Below are 16091 nucleotides of genomic sequence, written 5' to 3'. Positions count from 1 at the left end.
CGATCCCGTTCACGCCAGTGAACGATCGGTGCGGCGGGGGCAGTGGGCGATCGGCGCGGCGGGAGCGGTGCATGATCGGTTCGGTGGTTGCGGGGTCCGTGATCGCGGGGTCAGTGGATGATGCCGGTGCGCAAGGCCACGGCGACCATCCCGGCGCGGTCGCCGGTGCCCAGCTTGCGGGCGATGCGGGCGAGGTGGCTCTTGACGGTCAGTGCGGACAGGCCCATGGACACGCCGATGGCCTTGTTCGACTGGCCCTCCGCCACCAGCCGCAGTACCTCCACCTCGCGGCCGGACAGCTCGCGGTAGCCGCCCGGGTGGCTCGGGGCACCCGGGGGGCGGCGGTGGAGGCGGGCGGCGGCCGCGCCGATGGGGGCGGCACCGGGCCGGGTGGGGAGCCCGACGGCGGTGCGGGTGCCGGTGACGACGTAGCCCTTGACTCCGCCCGCGAGGGCGTTGCGCACGGCGCCGATGTCGTCCGCGGCGGACAGGGCGAGCCCGTTGGGCCAGCCCGCGGCGCGGGTCTCGGACAGCAGGGTGAGGCCGGAGCCGTCCGGCAGATGGACGTCGGCGACGCAGATGTCTCTGGGGTTGCCGACGCGGGGACGAGCCTCCGCGATGGACGAGGCCTCGATGACGTCGCGCACACCGAGCGCCCACAGATGGCGGGTGACGGTGGAGCGGACGCGGGGATCGGCGACGACGACCATGGCGGTTGGCTTGTTCGGGCGGTAGGCGACCAGGCTTGAGGGCTGCTCGAGGAGAACGGACACCAGGCCTCCTGAGGGGCGGGACGGCTTTCAAGGTCACAGTCGTCTTCGGCAGCGAAGCCCGGGCCCTTTAGAGAAAGATCACGATTTAGTGAGTAACAATCTGTGCAATTCGGACATGCGGTCGATCGTTCGGTGAACGAATCGGTTCGTTCGAGTGGCGCTCGTGACTGAAAGTGGCCGTATCGACAAAGTGACGGTCAAGCCGACGCCACAAACCCGTTCCGTGGGTGAAACCGTGGGAGCGGCCGGGTCACCGGCCGTGGGAGCGCGGACTCAGCGCGACTGCGGATCCCGCCGCTGCGGCAGCGTGACCACCGAGGCGTCGCCCGGACCGGCCGGCGGCAGACCTCCGACCTGGGCCAGCAGATCGCACCAGGCGGCCAGATGCGCCGCCGTGTCCGGCACCCCGCCCAGCCCCTCCCGGGGCGTCCAGGACGCGCGGATCTCGATCTGCGACGCCGGCGGGCGGTCCGACAGCCCCCCGAAGTAGTGGGAGCCCGCCCGCGTGACGGTGCCGCTCGGCTCGCCGCAGGCCAGTCCGCGCGCCGTCAGCGCCCCGGTCAGCCACGACCAGCACACCTCGGGCAGCAGCGGGTCGGCGGCCATCTCCGGCTCCAGTTCCGCGCGCACCAGCGTCACCAGCCGGAACGTGCCCCGCCAGGCGTCGTGCCCGGCCGGATCGTGCAGCAGCACCAGACGCCCGTCGGCCAGGTCCTGCTCGCTGTCGACCACCGCGGCCTCCAGCGCGTACGCATGCGGCGCGAGCCGCTGCGGGGCAGGGGTCGGCTCGATCTCCACCTGGGGGCGCAGCCGCGCGGTGCGCAGCGCGTCGACGGCGGCCCGGAAGGGCAGCGGAACCGCTGTGCCCCCTCGTGCCTCCCCCGTGTCCCTCGCGTCGTCCATTCCGTCAGCGCCGTCCGACAGTCGTCCCTGAGCCGCAGCCATGCGGGGAAGAGTAAGGGGAAGCGGGCCGTCGCGCAGGGCAAGACACCCCTCGTCGGCCGACCCGGTTGCCGGGCGGGTGCGGGCGGCGGGCCTGGTGCGCCGTGCGAGACTTGCCGTCGTGAGTGCCAACGGAAGCCCCTCGGGCAAGCAGCCGACAGCGACGTACGACAGCGCCTTCCTGAGGGCGTGCAGGCGCGAGCCCGTGCCGCACACGCCGGTGTGGTTCATGCGGCAGGCCGGGCGCTCCCTGCCGGAGTACCGCAAGGTGCGCGAGGGCGTCGGCATGCTCGACTCCTGCATGCGGCCCGACCTGGTCACCGAGATCACCCTGCAGCCGGTGCGCCGGCACGGTGTGGACGCCGCGATCTTCTTCAGCGACATCGTCGTGCCCCTGAAGGCCATCGGCGTCGACCTGGACATCAAGCCCGGCGTCGGCCCGGTGGTGCAGCACCCGATCCGCACCCGCGCCGACCTCGCGCAGCTGCGCGACCTCACCCCCGAGGACGTCCCCTACGTCACCGAGGCCATCGGGCTGCTCACGGCGGAGCTCGGCGCCACCCCGCTGATCGGCTTCGCAGGCGCCCCGTTCACTCTCGCGAGCTACCTCGTCGAGGGCGGCCCGTCGCGCACGTACGAGAACGCCAAGGCGATGATGTACGGCGACCCCGAGCTCTGGGCCGACCTGCTGGACCGGCTCGCGGAGATCACGTCCGCCTTCCTGAAGGTGCAGATCGAGGCCGGCGCCTCCGCCGTGCAGCTCTTCGACTCCTGGGCCGGCGCCCTCGCCCCCGTCGACTACCGCCGCTCGGTGCTGCCCGCCTCCGCCAAGGTCTTCCGCGCCGTCGAGTCCTACGGCGTGCCGCGCATCCACTTCGGTGTCGGCACCGGTGAGCTGCTGGGCCTGATGGGCGAGGCCGGCGCGGACGTCGTCGGTGTCGACTGGCGCGTCCCGCTCGATGAGGCCGCCCGCCGCGTCGGCCCCGGCAAGGCGCTCCAGGGCAACCTCGACCCGACGGTCCTGTTCGCCCCGCGGACCGCCGTCGAGGCCAAGACCCGCGAGGTGCTCGACTCGGCCGCCTCCCTCGAGGGCCACGTGTTCAACCTCGGCCACGGCGTCATGCCGTCCACCGACCCCGACGCCCTGACCCGGCTCGTGGAGTACGTCCACACGCAGACCGCCCGCTGACCGACGGGCACTCACCACGTCTGACGGGGCCGCGCGTTCCTGCCGAACAGCAGGCCGCGCGGCTCCGGCGGTGGTGGGGTGCCCGGACGCAGCGGCAGGGCGATGAGCATGCCCGCCAGGAAGCCGACGACGTGCGCCGCGTACGCCACGGTGCCGGCCGCCGAGATGCCCTCGCCGGCGGAGTACACCGCCTGGAGCACGAACCAGAAGCCCAGCACCAGCCAGGCGGGCAGCCGCAGCGGCAGGAAGATCAGGAACGGCACCAGCACCCACACCCGCGCCTTCGGATACAGCACCAGGTACGCGCCGAGCACGCCCGCGATGGCGCCGGACGCGCCGATCAGCGGGTCGCCGGAACCGGCGTTGAGGACGGCGAAGCCGTAGCCGGCCGCGTAGCCGCACACGACGTAGAAGAGCGCGAAGCGCACGTGCCCCATGCGGTCCTCGACGTTGTTGCCGAAGATCAGCAGGAACAGCATGTTGCCCAGCAGATGCAGCCAGCTGCCGTGCAGGAACATCGCCGTGAACACGCTCAGCGCGGGCGACTTGTCGTAGTGCGGAGGAGCGATCACGCAGCCCGGACCGTGCGGGCCGATGCCCACGTCCCCGGTGGGCACCAGGTGCGGCATCTGGTGGTGGATCAGCTCGCGCGGCACTGCCGCCCAGTGATCCAGGAACGCGTGCAGATGGCACAGCTGTGCCTGGCTGCTCTCACCCGCCACGGACCCGGCGAGGCCGGGCGTGAACAGGAACACGAGGACGTTGGCGGCGATCAGCGCGTATGTCACCCAGGGGGTGCGGCGCACGGGGTTCACGTCATGGACGGGGATGACCACGAGACACTACTGCCCGCGCAGCGGCGGGCGAATCGGTGAACGTGCGCGGTCCGTGGCGCGTATGTCTGCTCAACCGCTCGCGGCGCGGGGAAGGCGCGCCGCGGGGCCGACGAGGGGACAGCAGATGAACGACCGAGTGACTCCCGCGATGCACGCGCTGCCCGACGGCGAGGCCGAACTGGCCGTGGTGCTCCGGCTGCCGTGGGAGGACGTGGCCCGGCTGGGCCAGGAGGCGGGGCGGCTGGCCGCCCAGGCGAAGCGGCCGGTGACCCTGGACGAGGCGGTGAGCCACCGGCTGCGCTCCCGCCCGGTCGCCGCGCACGCGAAACCGGCCGGGGAGCAGCCGACCGCGGCGGTGTCGGCGCTGCCGAGGATCAGCGGGACGGCGTAGGGGCCGTAGGGGCCGGCGTGGTCGGAGGCGACGGCCCGGTGGGCGGGTCGGAGGCGACGGCCCGGTGGGCGGGTCGGAGGCGACGGCCCGGTGGGCGGGGTCGGCGACGGCGGCCCGTGGGTGGGATCAGCGGGAGGGCGTGGCGGGCGGGATCAGCCGGAGGGCGTGGTGGACCGCACCTTCGCCGCCGCCTTGCGCGCCGCCACCAGCACCGGGTCCCACACCGGGGAGAAGGGCGGCGCGTAGCCGAGGTCCAGCGCCGTCATCTGCTCCACCGTCAGACCGGCCGTGAGGGCCACCGCCGCGATGTCCACCCGTTTGGCGGCGCCCTCGCGGCCGACGATCTGCACCCCGAGCAGACGGCCCGTGCGGCGCTCGGCGAGCATCTTCACCGTCATGGGGGAGGCGCCCGGGTAGTAGCCGGCACGGCTCGTCGACTCGATCGTCACCGTCTCGAATTGCAGGCCGACCCTGCGGGCGTCCTTCTCCCGCAGCCCGGTCCGCGCGATCTCCAGATCGCACACCTTGCTGACCGCCGTACCGACCACACCGGGGAAGGTGGCGTAGCCGCCGCCCACGTTGGTGCCGATGACCTGCCCCTGCTTGTTGGCGTGGGTGCCGAGCGCGATGTGCCGTTCCTGCCCGGAGACCAGGTCGAGCACCTCGACGCAGTCGCCGCCGGCCCAGATGTTCCCGTGCCCGCGCACGCGCATCGACAGGTCGGTCAGCAGACCGCCGTGCCGGCCCAGCGGCAGGCCCGCCGCGCGCGCCAGCGCCGTCTCGGGGCGTACGCCGATGCCGAGCACCACCACGTCCGCCGGGAACTCGCCGGTCTCCGTGGCCACCGCGCGCACCCGGCCGTCGTCCCCCGTGAGCACCTTGGTGACCTCGGTGTCGTCGACCATGGTGATGCCCAGGCCCACCATCGCCTCGTGCACCAGAGCGCCCATGTCCGCATCGAGCGTCGACATCGGCTCGCTGCCCCGGTTGACGACGGTCACCTGGTACCCGCGGTTGATCAGCGCCTCGGCCATCTCCACGCCGATGTACCCGGCGCCGACGACCACCGCGCGCCGCCCACGCGTGCGTGCCAGCGTGTCGAGCAGCGCCTGCCCGTCGTCGAGGGTCTGCACGCCGTGCACGCCCGGCGCGTCCACCCCCGGCATCTGCGGCCGGATCGGCCGCGCCCCGGTCGCGATCACGAGCTTGTCGTACGACGTCCACGACTCGGCCCCAAAGTCCACGTCACGCGCGCGTACCCGCTGCCCGGCCACGTCGATCTCCACGACCTCGGTGCGCATGCGCAGATCGATGCCGCGCGTCCGGTGCTCCTCGGGGGTGCGGGCGATCAGCTCGTCCCGCTCGGCGACGTCACCGCCCACCCAGTACGGGATGCCGCACGCCGAGTAGGAGGTGAAGTGGCCGCGTTCGAACGCCACGATCTCCAGCTCGTCGGGCCCCTTGAGCCGACGGGCCTGCGACGCCGCGGACATCCCCGCGGCGTCGCCGCCGATCACCACCAGTCGTTCCCGCGCACCCTGTGCCGCACCAGTCATGGTCATGCGAACACGCTAGACGCGGACGGCATTTCAGTCCTGCCCGGGGCTCCTGAGCCGGGGTCGCACCAGCCGCAGCCACGCCGCCAGGAGCAGCGCCGCCACCGCGAGGAAGGGCAGTGACGCGCCCAGCACCATCGCGATCCAGCGCAGCATCGTCACGAAAGCGCCCCAGCCGCCGGCCAGCGCGTCCAGGAAGCCCGCCGAGTCGTCGTCGCCGTCGGCCTTCCGCACCGGCTTCCCGTGCAGCGACAGGGTGATCGTCGCCAGGCTCGTGCGGTCCTTCAGCGACGCCTGCCGGGCCAGCAGCGCCTCCAGATCGGCCTCACGGTGGCTCAGCTCGCCCTCCAGCTCCACCACGTCGCTCAGCTTCGCCGCCCGGTCCATCAGTTCGCGCACCCGCGCCACGCTGGCCCGCTGCGACCGGATCCGGCTCTCCACGTCGACGACCTGGTCCGTGACGTCCTGCGCCTTGGACGCGCGTGCCATCAGCCGGCCCGCGCCCTGGAGTGCGGCGAGCACCGTGTCGTACTTCTCCACCGGCACCCGCAGCACCACGCGCGTCTGCTCGCCGCCGTCCTCGTCCCGGGTGGTCGTCTCGTCGCCGACGTAACCGCCGGCGTCCTCCGCGGCGGCCCGCGCGCCGTCCAGCGCCTTGGGCACATCCTTGACCTGCACGGTCAGCGTGGCCGTGCGGATGATCCGGTCCGCGGTGAGCCGCGGCGGCGCGGTGGCCTTGCGGGCGCCGCCCGCAGCGCTGCCGGCGTCACCCGCGGCGCTGTCCGCGGCCTGTGCCGGACCCGCGGCGTCCTGCGGCCCGGCGGTGGCCTCGGCGGGCCCGGCGGCGCCGGTGTCGCTCTTCGCGCCGCCGCCCGCGTCGGCGGCGGCGCCGCAGCCGGTGAGGGCGAGGGCGGCGGCCAGCAGCAGGCCGGCCAGGACGGGCACGGGCCGTCGTACGGAGTGTCGTGAGCGCATCAGAGTCGAACCCCCGGGTTGATGGACAACTGCAACGCTCCTTCGACGCCGCAGCGGGGCGTGACGTCGGCGATCGGCGGTTCCGATGCGGTCACGCTCCGGACTCGGCCCGGACACCGGCGTTGTCAGTGCCGTTTGAGAGAGTGGGGGACATGAGCGCAACGGGTACGCAGCACGTCGTCGTCATCGGGGCCGGGATCGCCGGGCTGGCCGCAGCCCACCGGCTGCTCGACCGCGGCGCCCGCGTGACCGTCCTGGAGGCCTCCGACCGGGTCGGCGGCAAGCTGCTGCCCGGCGAGATCGCCGGCGTCCGCGTCGACCTCGGCGCCGAGTCGATGCTCGCCCGCCGCCCCGAGGCGGTGGGCCTGGCCCGCGAGGTCGGTCTCGCCGACCGCCTCCAGCCCCCGTCCACCGCGACGGCGTCGATCTGGACCCGCGGCGCCCTGCGCCCCATGCCCAAGGGCCACGTCATGGGCGTCCCCGGCACCGCCTCCGCCCTCGCGGGCGTCCTGTCCGACGAGGGCCTGACCCGCATCGAGCGGGACGCCGAGCTGCCGCGCACCGAGGTCGGCGACGACGTCGCGGTGGGGGAGTACGTGGCGGCGCGCCTCGGCCGCGAGGTCGTCGACCGCCTCGTCGAGCCCCTGCTCGGCGGGGTCTACGCGGGCGACGCCTACCGCATCTCCCTGCGCTCGGCCGTCCCCCAGCTCTACCAGGCCGCGCGGACCCACACCTCACTGACCGAGGCCGTCCGCGAGATCCAGGCCAAGGCCGCCGCGAACCAGCAGACCGGGCCTGTCTTCATGGGCATCGCGGGCGGCATCGGCTCCCTGCCGCTCGCCGTCGCGGACGCCGTACGGGCGCGCGGCGGCGAGATCACCACCGACACACCCGCGACGGAGCTGCGCCGCGAGCCCGGCGGGAGCTGGCGCGTCACGGCCGGCGAGCGGACCCTGCACGCGGACGCCGTGGTCCTCGCGCTCCCCGCACCCGCCGCCGCCCGTCTGCTGGCCGCCGAGTCCCCGCAGGCCGCCGCCGAGCTGCGCACGATCGCGTACGCCTCCATGGCCCTGATCACCCTCGCCTACCGGCGCGCCGAGACCCGGCTGCCCGACGGCAGCGGCTTCCTCGTCCCGCCGCTCGACGGCCGCACGATCAAGGCGTCCACCTTCGCCTCGAACAAGTGGGGCTGGATCGCCGACGAGGACCCCGACGTGATCGTGCTGCGCACCTCGGTCGGCCGGCACGGCGAGACGGAGATCCTGCAGCGCGACGACGCCGAGCTGGTCGAGGTCTCCCGGCAGGACCTCAAGGAGGCCACCGGGCTCGACGCCACCCCGCTCGCCACCCGCGTCACCCGCTGGGACGACGGCCTGCCCCAGTACCCCGTCGGCCACCACGCGCGCGTGGCCCGCATCCGCGAGCACGTCTCCCGCCTGCCCGGCCTCGCGGTGTGCGGCGCGCAGTACGACGGCGTCGGCATCCCGGCCTGCATCGCGAGCGCGTACGCGGCCGTCGACCAGCTCGGCGGCGAACTTCGGGGTGTGGAGGAGCTCACCGCCCACCCGGTGCAGAGCCTGCACGGCGGAGCGGGAGAATAGGGTCATGAGTGACGACGCCCCCACCACTGCCCCTGACCGGATTCCGAACAAGGGCAAGCTGGCCAAGGACCTCAACGAGGTCATCCGCTACACGCTGTGGTCCGTCTTCAAGCTGAAGGACGTGCTCCCCGAGGACCGCGCCGGCTACGCCGACGAGGTCCAGGAGCTGTTCGACCAGCTCGCCGCGAAGGACGTGACGATCCGCGGCACGTACGACGTGTCCGGCCTGCGCGCCGACGCCGACCTCATGATCTGGTGGCACGCCGAGACCAGCGACCAGCTCCAGGAGGCGTACAACCTCTTCCGCCGCACCAGGCTGGGCCGCGCCCTCGAGCCGGTCTGGTCGAACATGGCGCTGCACCGCCCCGCCGAGTTCAACCGCGCCCACATCCCGGCGTTCCTCGCCGACGAGACGCCCCGCAACTACGTGAGCGTCTACCCGTTCGTCCGCTCCTACGACTGGTACCTGCTGCCGGACGAGGACCGCCGCCGCATGCTCGCCGACCACGGCAAGATGGCCCGCGGCTACCCGGACGTGCGCGCCAACACGGTCGCCTCGTTCTCCCTGGGCGACTACGAGTGGATCCTCGCCTTCGAGGCCGACGAGCTGTACCGCATCGTCGACCTCATGCGCCACCTGCGCGCCTCGGAGGCCCGCATGCACGTCCGCGAGGAAGTCCCGTTCTTCACGGGCCGCCGCAAGGACATCAGCGAACTGATCGCGGGCCTCGCGTAGGACGGCCGCTACTCACGCCGGTGTGACCCGCGCCCCCGAAGGGGGCGCGGGACCGGCGCGACCGGCCACGGACCACCCGCATCCGGCGTCAACGAGCCACCGTGGGTTTCGGCTCCGCATGCGGCGCGCACGACACACGCCGCGCCGGAAGCCGCCCCTCGAGCAGATACGCCTCCAGATACCCGTTGACGCACCGGTTGGGCCCGCCCGCAACCCCGTGCGTCCCGGCGTCCCGTTCCGTCACCAGCACCGCTCCGGACAACCGCCGCTGCAACTCCAGCGCCCCCTCATAGGGCGCCGCCGCATCCCGCTCAGCGGCCAGAATCAGAACGGGCGGCAGCTCACCGGGCCCGGTCCGAACATCGACCACCCTCTGACGCGGCGCGAGCCAGTACGCACAGGGCAGGTTCGCCCACACGTTGTCCCACGTCTCGAACGGCGCCACCCGCGCCAGCCGCGTGTTGTCCCGGTCCCAGACGCGGAAGTCCGTCGGCCAGGGCGCGTCGTTGCACTCCACGGCCGTGTAGACGGCGCTCGCGTTCTCCGCCTCGGCCGCCGCCTGACCGACCGGCGCCGCCTGCTCGATCAGCGGCTTGGCGTCACCCCTCAGATACGCCGACAGTGCGTGCGCCCGCTGCGGCCAGTAGTCGTCGAAGTACCCCGCCTGCAGGAACGCGTTCTGCAACTGCGCCGGGCCGACCTTCCCGCCGGCCGGTTTCACGGCCAGCCGGGCCAGCGCCCGTTCGTAGCTCGCGAGCACCTTCTCGGGCGTGTCGCCCAGCTTGTAGACGTCGTCGTGCCGGGCGATCCACTCCCTCAGGTCCGCCCAGCGGCCCTCGAACGCCGCCGACTGGGCGAGGTTGTTGCGGTACCAGATCTTCGCCGGGTCGGGGTCCACCGCCGAGTCGAAGACCATCCGCCGTACGTGCGAGGGGAACAGCGTCGCGTACAGCGCGCCGAAGTAGGTGCCGTACGAGGCGCCCAGGAACGTCAGCCGGTCCTCGCCCAGCGCGGCGCGGATGACGTCGAGGTCGCGGGCGTTGTTCAGGGAGGTGTAGTGCGCCAGCGCGTTTCCGGCCCGCTGCGCGCACCCGCGCGCGTACGCCTTCGCCTGTGTGATCCGCTGCTGCTTGTACGCGGCGGAGGGGTACGTCGGCGCCTGCGACGGAGCTTTGAGGAAGTGCCCCGGGTCCTGGCAGGACAGGGGCGCGGAGCGGCCCACCCCGCGGGGGGAGTAGCCGATCAGGTCGTAGGCGGCGCCGATGCGCTTCCACTGCGGGGTGAGGCCGGCCAGCGGGAAGTACAGCCCGTCGCCGCCGGGGCCGCCCGGGTTGTAGACCAGGGAGCCCTGGCGGGGCACGCGCCGCTTGCTGTTGCGCGGGTCGCGGTGGGTGGCCTGCACGCGGCTGACGGCGAGTTTGATCTGCAGGCCCTCGGGGTGGGCGTAGTCGAGCGGGACCGTCACGGTGCCGCACTGCATGCTCCCCGGCATGTCGGACGCGTCGGAGCAGGCGCCGAAGTCGATGCCGCGCGCGGCGGCCCGGGCAGCCGCCACCCTCACTCCGCGGGTCTCGGCGGCGCGTTCCCCCTGCGCGGCCACGGCGCCCCGCGCGTCGGCGGCCCGAGCGGTGGTTCCAGTGGGTCCGGGCGGCACGGCCGGGGGCACGCCCGGCGCGCTGCCGGCCGGGGCGGCGGCCAGGGCGGTCAGCAGGAGCGACCCGGCGGCCGAGCAGAGGGCGGCGGCTCTCATGGCGTATCCCTTTCGTGCGCGTCTGCAACACAAGGGATGTTCGTCCGCGGAGCGGTGAAGGCAAGCACCGCCCGCGGGTGTCGGCGCCAATGCCCCCAGTGCGCCCCCTAGAGGGCGTGCGAGCCGGTCCGGTCGCGGTGGGCGAACGCGGCGCGCAGGTCCGGTTCGCCGACGGCACGGACGCCGCGTACGGCGACGCGGATCAGGTATCTCAGGTCGTCCCCGCCGTCGGCCTTCCGGGTCAGGGCGCTCAGCAGCCGTTGTCCCGCCGGTGAGGCCCAGCGGGAGTAGGGGTGCGCCTCGACCCGGGCCAGGAGCAGGCAGCTGATGGCCAGGGCGAGGGGCAGCCCGAACCACATCGCGACCAGGGTGCGCGGCACGCCCGTCGGCCCCGGCGTCAGCAGCGCGATCGCACCCAGGGCCGTGACGGCCGGCGCGGCCAGCCGCACCCGGCGCACTCCGGCCGCGACCGTCGTGCGCGCCCCGTCCGGTACGGCCAGACCCGCCCGCACGAGCCGGTCGGCCAGGTGGCGCACCGCGCCGGCGGCGGACGCGGCGGCCCGTACCGGCGCGATCCTCGACTGGCCCTCGGGCCCTATGGCCCCTATCACCGACCGCTCCATGTCGTCCCGCCCGCGCGGATCGACGACTGTCGCCCAGCCGGTGTGCGCGAGCAGCAGCCGGCGCTGGCGGGCCATCGACACAAGGGTGAGTTCGGCGACCCGCTCGGGGCCGCCGGAGAGGAACGCGGCCTCGTACAGCGTCAGTTCGTGTCCGGGTACCCCGGTCGCCTCCTGCGCCTCGTCGGCGGCCGCACGGACGGCAGCCAGGCACAGACGGGTGCACGCCACGGCGGTGACGATCCAGGCGAGCAGCAGCAAGAGGACCCAGAACATGCCGCGTTTCTATGCCACGGGCTCCGCGGTCCGCCATGGGCTGTTCACCATACGGACACAGTGTTGTGGGTAGGTGACGTTCCGTTTCCCCGGCTACCGTGCGGGCGCCGCCGGTGAAGCGGAGGCCGCCAGGTCGCGGGCCAGCGCGTCGAAGTCGACGTAGCCGGTGGCCTCCAGGACCCGGATGTGGTCCAGCACGGTCGTCTCGGCGTCGTCGGCGAGGTCGCGCACGAGCGCGTTGCGCGTGCCGGCGCGGACCTGGGCGACCAGGGTGAGCACCTTGCCGTGCGCCAGACGCAGGATGTTCGCGAACGCCCGGTCGAACGCGGTGCCTCGCGCCGCGCGCAACTGCCGCAGCCAGGCCTGCTGCTGCTCGTTCGGCTTGTCCGGCAGGGGCAGCCCGAGCCGGGCGGCGACGCCGCGCACCCGCTCGTCGAGGAAGGTGTGTCCCTCGACCAGATGCCGTCCTGCGGTGCGTACGGCGTCGGTGGTGCCCCGCTCTTGCGCGAGCCGGCCGGCGGGCTGCTCCCACAGGCCGGCCAGCCGGAGTTTGAAGACGAAGTCCCGGTCGAGCGCGGACAGCACGCCGTACTGCGTCAGCATGTCCTCAGTGCCTGTGCCTGTGCCTGTGCCTGTGCCCGTGCCCGTGCCCGTGCTCAGGGTGTCCACGGTGGTGCCGGTGCCGTCGTCCGTGGGGCGGTCGGCGTAGGACCAGATCGGGATGATCAGCGCCAGGAGAGTGGCGGTGAGGCCGGCGATGATCAGACCGGTGCCACTGACAATGCCTCGGCCCTGGACGGGGGGTCGCGGTCGCATGGTGCTCTCCTGCTTACGGCACCGCACGGCCGGGGGCTTCTCCCGGGTGCGGGGAGAGGCATAGTACTGCGCCACGAAAAGCGGATGGTCGTACTGTGTCCCGCGTCCCGCGTCCCGCGTCCCGCGTCCCGCGTCCCGCGTCCCGCGTCCCGCGTCCCCCAGCCCACCGGCCCGGCGTCAGCGCCGCAGCAGTACCCGCCGGGTGGCGCGCGCCAGCCGGGCCGCCGGATGGTGGGCACGCGGCCGGGGCCCGGACCGGTCCCGCCACCACTCGTGCAGCTCGCGGCGCGCAAGGTCGTCCGTCACCGCGCCGGTGCGCAGCAGCGCCCCGGCGAACTCCAGCGCGTCCAGGCGGTACCCGCCGCTCATCGGGTGGTGCTGCGCGTAGGCCACGAACGCCGGGCGGTAGGCGGCGCCGAGGATACCGGGCAGCTCCGGGGCGACCTTGGCCACCACGTCCGCCCGCTTCCCGGCCAGCGCCCGCGCCTGCACGGTCAGCCGTGCCCGGTCGAAACCCTCCGGCACGGGCGTGCCCGCGACCAGCGCGGACAGCAGCGCGGTCTGCGCCAGGGCGAGCCGCGCCCGCGTGGCGTCGGCGACGGACGGCAGGTCCGGCAGATCCGCTCGCTGCGGCTGGTGCCCGGCGGGGGAGACGTCCGCCGCGGTCGCCGACGCCCGGCCCCGCTCCACCGCCCCGCGTATCGAGGCGAGCTCCCGCTCCAGCTCGGACGGTTCGGGGAAGTTGTCGTCCCGTTCCAGCAGGACGCCCGGCGGACTGGTGCGGGCGGCCAGGTCGGTGAGGATGTCGAGGACCGGTCCCGGCACCGGGTGCGCGTGGCTGTCGTGCCATACGCCGTCCCGCTCGACGCCGCCCGCGACATGGACGTAGGCCAGGGCCTCCACGGGCAGGTCGGCCAGCGCCTTGGCCGGCTCCTCGCCCCGGTTGACGTGGTTGGTGTGCAGGTTCGCCACGTCGATCAGCAGCCGCACGCCGGTGCGGTCGGCCAGCTCGTACAGGAACTGCCCCTCCGTCAGCTCCTCGCCCGGCCAGCCGATCAGCGCGGCGATGTTCTCCACGGCGAGCGGGACCGGCAGGGCGTCCTGGGCGATGCGCACGTTCTCGCACAGCACGTCCAGGGCGTCCCGGGTGCGCGGCACCGGCAGCAGGTGACCGGCCTCCAGCCGGGGCGAGGCGGTCAGCTCGCCGCCCGCCCGCACGAACGCGATGTGCTCGGTGACCAGCGGCGATCCCAGTGCCTCGGCCCGTTCGGCGAGCGCGGTGAGCCGCTGCGGGTCAGGGCGGTCGGCGCCGCCGAGGCCCAGCGAGACGCCGTGCGGCACCACGGTGACGCCGCGCTCGCGCAGCCGGCGCAGCGAGTCGGGCAGGTGACCGGGGCAGACGTTCTCCGCCACGGCCTCCACCCAGTCGATGCCCGGCATGCGCTCGACGGCCTCGGCGATCTCCGGCCGCCAGCCGATGCCCGTGCCCAGTCGCTCCATGGGTCCCCCTCCTCGTCGCTCACCGCGGGCGGACGATGTGACGGGGGTATGGCCCCGGCGACGGGCGGCGAACCGCGCGGGGCCGGGGTTCAGAGCAACATTTGAGCTTCGAAGCGGATGATCAGGTCACCGTCGGATGATCAACTCGCTGGCGGGTGATCAGCTCACTGCCGGACGATCACCTCACAGCCGGGTGAGTCAGCGCAGCGCTGGATGGTCCGCAACCACCGTGCAACTGCCGGGCGCGATCTCGGTGAACCCCGCGTCGCGCACCAACGGCAGGCCGGCGCGGGTCAGTTCACGCCAGCGCGCGGGGTCCGCGGTGCGCACGGCCAGGGGGAAGCCGGCGTCCCGCCAGGCGGCCCGTTCCTCGTCCGACAGCTCCCACCAGGCCAGCTGGGCGCCGTGCCCGGCCTGCGCCATCGCCTTGCCGGCCGACATCTCCACGTCGGGGCTCATCCACAGCACCGGCCCGGACAGGTCCGGCCCGGCGGGCGGCTCCGGGTCGTCCAGCTCGGTGCCGGACACCTGCAACTTGGCCAGATCCTTGGGCCAGCCGTCCAGCGGCACCGGCGGAAACACCCGCACCTCGGCCGACTTCCCGGTGACCGTGATGCCGGGCAGCGACTCCGCGCGCCGCCACTCCGCGCCGCGCGCCCGGCGCACCACCTTGCGGATGCGCGCGTCCTGCCAGTCCCGCATCACCTGCGCCCACTCGCCGTCCCCGAGCGAACGCTCGTCGCTCAGCATCACCAGCACCGCGCGGGCCGCCGTCTCGAGGGCGTCGGTACGGGCGGGCGGCGCGGCCTTCTCCAGCCGCACGACCATCGGCAGGACGTGCTGCGGGGCGAGGTCGCGGTCACCGGGTTCGGAGCGGAAGGGGCTGTCCTGCACGGGCGTGGGTTCACTGTTCACGCCGTCCAGTCTGCCAAGCAGCTCCGGCGCGCCCGCCCGCGCGTCTCACCCCGAGCAGGCGGTGCGCTGCGCCTCCTGCCACTCGCAGACAGGGCACAGCGTGACGCCCTTGTACGACTCCGGATACTCGGTGGGCTCGCGGCACAGCACGCACTCCGCGTACGGCGGGCCGTCGGCCTTCGGCGGGCGGGTCGCGTCGATCAGGCAGTAGTCCGCAGGTGAGTCGTCGTCGCTCATGTCCTCCAGCGTACGAGGGCGTGCGGGATGTCAGGGCCGGCCGCTCGCCTCGCCGATCAGCTCGGACACCCTGACGAAGGTGTAACCGCGTTTGCGCAGCTCCGGCACCACGGTCCGCACGACGCGCTCGGTGGTCGGGGCGGCGCTGCGGGTGCAGTGCATGACGACCACGGACCCCGGTTTCACTCCGTCCAGCACCTGACGGGCGACCGCGTCCGCGTCCGTCGCGAACGCGTCGCCGCTGACGACGTCCCACTGCACAGCCGTCACGCCGGTGCCGCTCAGCGCCTTCAGCGCGTCACGGTCGTAGCAGCCGCCGGGAAAGCGGAAGTACGGCCGCGCGTCCTTCACCCCGGCCGCGCGGAAGGCGGTGTAGGCGCGCTCGACGTCCTCGCGCATCCGGTCGGGGTCGACCGTGGGCAGGCCGTAGCAGTCGCCGGTGAAGGCATAGTGGCTGTAGGAGTGGTTGGCGATCTCGAACAGCGGGTCCTTGTCGATGGCCCGGGCCTGGGCCGGGTACTGCTGCGCCCACCGGCCCGTCATGAACACCGTCGCCGGGACCTTCAGGGTGCGCAGTGCCCGGATCAGCCCCGGGTTGTCGAAGTGCTCGCCCGCTGCCGCGCGCGGTCCCTGGTCGGCGGTCATGTCGGCGTCGAAGGTCAGTGCGACGACCTTGCCGTGCCCGGTGCGCGGGCCGTTCTTGAAGACGGGCGTCAGCCCGGCCGGGCCGGGGGCGAGCGTCGGCGGCCGGGACACCGCCACCGACGGCGACGCCGCGCTCGGCGCCGGCCGGGCGGTGTGCGGCGCCGTGTGCGGCGCGGGGGTCGGTGCGGTTCCGCAGGCGGCGAGGGCGGCGCCGAGGGCGCACAGCGCGGTGAGACGGCGAAGGGGAACAATCACGGTATGAAGATATGACTGACCCGGCGCCGATCCCGCCGACCGCCCACCGACGCGACGGCGCATCACCCACCCGGCGCC

The 16091-nt window shown here is 73.7% G+C and carries 16 protein-coding genes; 4 read left to right on the top strand and 12 right to left on the bottom strand.

Features of this window, described 5'->3' with window-relative positions:
• Positions 1–110 precede the first annotated feature (110 nt).
• Positions 111–773 (bottom strand): response regulator transcription factor, encoded by a 663-nt coding sequence (locus AB0J12_RS02285; RefSeq protein WP_361624703.1) that lies wholly within the window; start codon positions 771–773, stop codon positions 111–113.
• Between the two features lie 273 nt (positions 774–1046).
• On the bottom strand, positions 1047–1718 hold the full coding sequence (locus tag AB0J12_RS02280; protein ID WP_363262226.1) for a DUF3000 domain-containing protein: 672 nt from the start codon (positions 1716–1718) through the stop codon (positions 1047–1049).
• Between the two features lie 118 nt (positions 1719–1836).
• Between AB0J12_RS02280 and hemE the strand changes: the two genes are divergently transcribed.
• A complete protein-coding gene (gene hemE, locus AB0J12_RS02275) occupies positions 1837–2904 on the top strand; it encodes a uroporphyrinogen decarboxylase (RefSeq protein ID WP_363262225.1) in 1068 nt (355 codons plus the stop codon).
• 11 nt (positions 2905–2915) lie between these two features.
• Here the strand turns inward: hemE and AB0J12_RS02270 are convergent, their stop codons facing one another.
• Entirely contained in the window at positions 2916–3740 is an 825-nt protein-coding gene (locus tag AB0J12_RS02270) for a rhomboid family intramembrane serine protease (RefSeq protein WP_363262224.1), read from the bottom strand.
• Positions 3741–3864: 124 nt separating this feature from the next.
• On the opposite strand from AB0J12_RS02270, the gene AB0J12_RS02265 reads away from it, so the two are divergent.
• A complete protein-coding gene (locus tag AB0J12_RS02265; RefSeq protein WP_363262223.1) occupies positions 3865–4131 on the top strand; it encodes a hypothetical protein in 267 nt (88 codons plus the stop codon).
• A gap of 152 nt (positions 4132–4283) precedes the next feature.
• Here the strand turns inward: AB0J12_RS02265 and AB0J12_RS02260 are convergent, their stop codons facing one another.
• Entirely contained in the window at positions 4284–5693 is a 1410-nt protein-coding gene (locus AB0J12_RS02260) for an FAD-dependent oxidoreductase (protein ID WP_363262222.1), read from the bottom strand.
• Positions 5694–5720: 27 nt separating this feature from the next.
• Positions 5721–6662, bottom strand: coding sequence for a DUF4349 domain-containing protein (locus tag AB0J12_RS02255; RefSeq protein WP_363262221.1), 942 nt, complete (start codon positions 6660–6662; stop codon positions 5721–5723).
• Positions 6663–6814: 152 nt separating this feature from the next.
• On the opposite strand from AB0J12_RS02255, the gene hemG reads away from it, so the two are divergent.
• Both hemG and hemQ read left to right on the top strand, forming a co-directional pair.
• Positions 6815–8263, top strand: a complete 1449-nt coding sequence (gene hemG / locus AB0J12_RS02250; RefSeq protein WP_363262220.1) for a protoporphyrinogen oxidase — start codon at positions 6815–6817, stop codon at positions 8261–8263.
• Positions 8264–8267: 4 nt separating this feature from the next.
• Entirely contained in the window at positions 8268–8999 is a 732-nt protein-coding gene (gene hemQ / locus AB0J12_RS02245; protein WP_363262219.1) for a hydrogen peroxide-dependent heme synthase, read from the top strand.
• An 88-nt stretch (positions 9000–9087) separates the two neighbouring features.
• Here the strand turns inward: hemQ and AB0J12_RS02240 are convergent, their stop codons facing one another.
• The 7 genes from AB0J12_RS02240 to AB0J12_RS02210 form a co-directional block, all read right to left on the bottom strand.
• Positions 9088–10749: an alpha/beta hydrolase gene (locus AB0J12_RS02240; protein ID WP_363262218.1), complete on the bottom strand. Its 1662-nt coding sequence runs from the start codon at positions 10747–10749 to the stop codon at positions 9088–9090.
• A gap of 107 nt (positions 10750–10856) precedes the next feature.
• Complete coding sequence (locus tag AB0J12_RS02235) at positions 10857–11645, bottom strand: TIGR04222 domain-containing membrane protein (RefSeq protein ID WP_363262216.1); 789 nt, start codon at positions 11643–11645, stop codon at positions 10857–10859.
• Between the two features lie 93 nt (positions 11646–11738).
• Positions 11739–12461 (bottom strand): DUF4142 domain-containing protein, encoded by a 723-nt coding sequence (locus tag AB0J12_RS02230; RefSeq protein ID WP_363262215.1) that lies wholly within the window; start codon positions 12459–12461, stop codon positions 11739–11741.
• Between the two features lie 177 nt (positions 12462–12638).
• Positions 12639–13961 carry a DUF692 domain-containing protein gene (locus AB0J12_RS02225; protein ID WP_363262214.1) on the bottom strand — a complete coding sequence of 441 codons (1323 nt, stop codon included), beginning with the start codon at positions 13959–13961 and terminating at the stop codon, positions 12639–12641.
• Between the two features lie 198 nt (positions 13962–14159).
• Positions 14160–14876 (bottom strand): aminoacyl-tRNA hydrolase, encoded by a 717-nt coding sequence (locus AB0J12_RS02220; protein ID WP_363262213.1) that lies wholly within the window; start codon positions 14874–14876, stop codon positions 14160–14162.
• A 45-nt stretch (positions 14877–14921) separates the two neighbouring features.
• Positions 14922–15113 carry a hypothetical protein gene (locus AB0J12_RS02215; RefSeq protein WP_363262212.1) on the bottom strand — a complete coding sequence of 64 codons (192 nt, stop codon included), beginning with the start codon at positions 15111–15113 and terminating at the stop codon, positions 14922–14924.
• Positions 15114–15143: 30 nt separating this feature from the next.
• Positions 15144–16013, bottom strand: a complete 870-nt coding sequence (locus tag AB0J12_RS02210; protein ID WP_363262211.1) for a polysaccharide deacetylase family protein — start codon at positions 16011–16013, stop codon at positions 15144–15146.
• Between the last annotated feature and the right edge of the window lie 78 nt (positions 16014–16091).

Origin of the sequence: Streptomyces sp. NPDC049915 (assembly GCF_040656475.1) — a bacterium.
Taxonomy (GTDB): Bacteria; Actinomycetota; Actinomycetes; order Streptomycetales; family Streptomycetaceae; genus Streptomyces.
This window is presented reverse-complemented; position numbering and strand designations above follow the sequence as displayed.

Coding starts and splice junctions, on each gene's coding strand:
- AB0J12_RS02225 (WP_363262214.1), bottom strand. CDS start 13,961: ATGGAGCGACTGGGCACGGGCATCGGCTGGCGGCCGGAGATCGCCGAG.
- AB0J12_RS02265 (WP_363262223.1), top strand. CDS start 3,865: ATGAACGACCGAGTGACTCCCGCGATGCACGCGCTGCCCGACGGCGAG.
- AB0J12_RS02260 (WP_363262222.1), bottom strand. CDS start 5,693: ATGACCATGACTGGTGCGGCACAGGGTGCGCGGGAACGACTGGTGGTG.
- AB0J12_RS02230 (WP_363262215.1), bottom strand. CDS start 12,461: ATGCGACCGCGACCCCCCGTCCAGGGCCGAGGCATTGTCAGTGGCACC.
- hemG (WP_363262220.1), top strand. CDS start 6,815: ATGAGCGCAACGGGTACGCAGCACGTCGTCGTCATCGGGGCCGGGATC.
- AB0J12_RS02235 (WP_363262216.1), bottom strand. CDS start 11,645: ATGTTCTGGGTCCTCTTGCTGCTGCTCGCCTGGATCGTCACCGCCGTG.
- AB0J12_RS02215 (WP_363262212.1), bottom strand. CDS start 15,113: ATGAGCGACGACGACTCACCTGCGGACTACTGCCTGATCGACGCGACC.
- hemQ (WP_363262219.1), top strand. CDS start 8,268: ATGAGTGACGACGCCCCCACCACTGCCCCTGACCGGATTCCGAACAAG.
- AB0J12_RS02255 (WP_363262221.1), bottom strand. CDS start 6,662: ATGCGCTCACGACACTCCGTACGACGGCCCGTGCCCGTCCTGGCCGGC.
- AB0J12_RS02240 (WP_363262218.1), bottom strand. CDS start 10,749: ATGAGAGCCGCCGCCCTCTGCTCGGCCGCCGGGTCGCTCCTGCTGACC.
- AB0J12_RS02280 (WP_363262226.1), bottom strand. CDS start 1,718: ATGGCTGCGGCTCAGGGACGACTGTCGGACGGCGCTGACGGAATGGAC.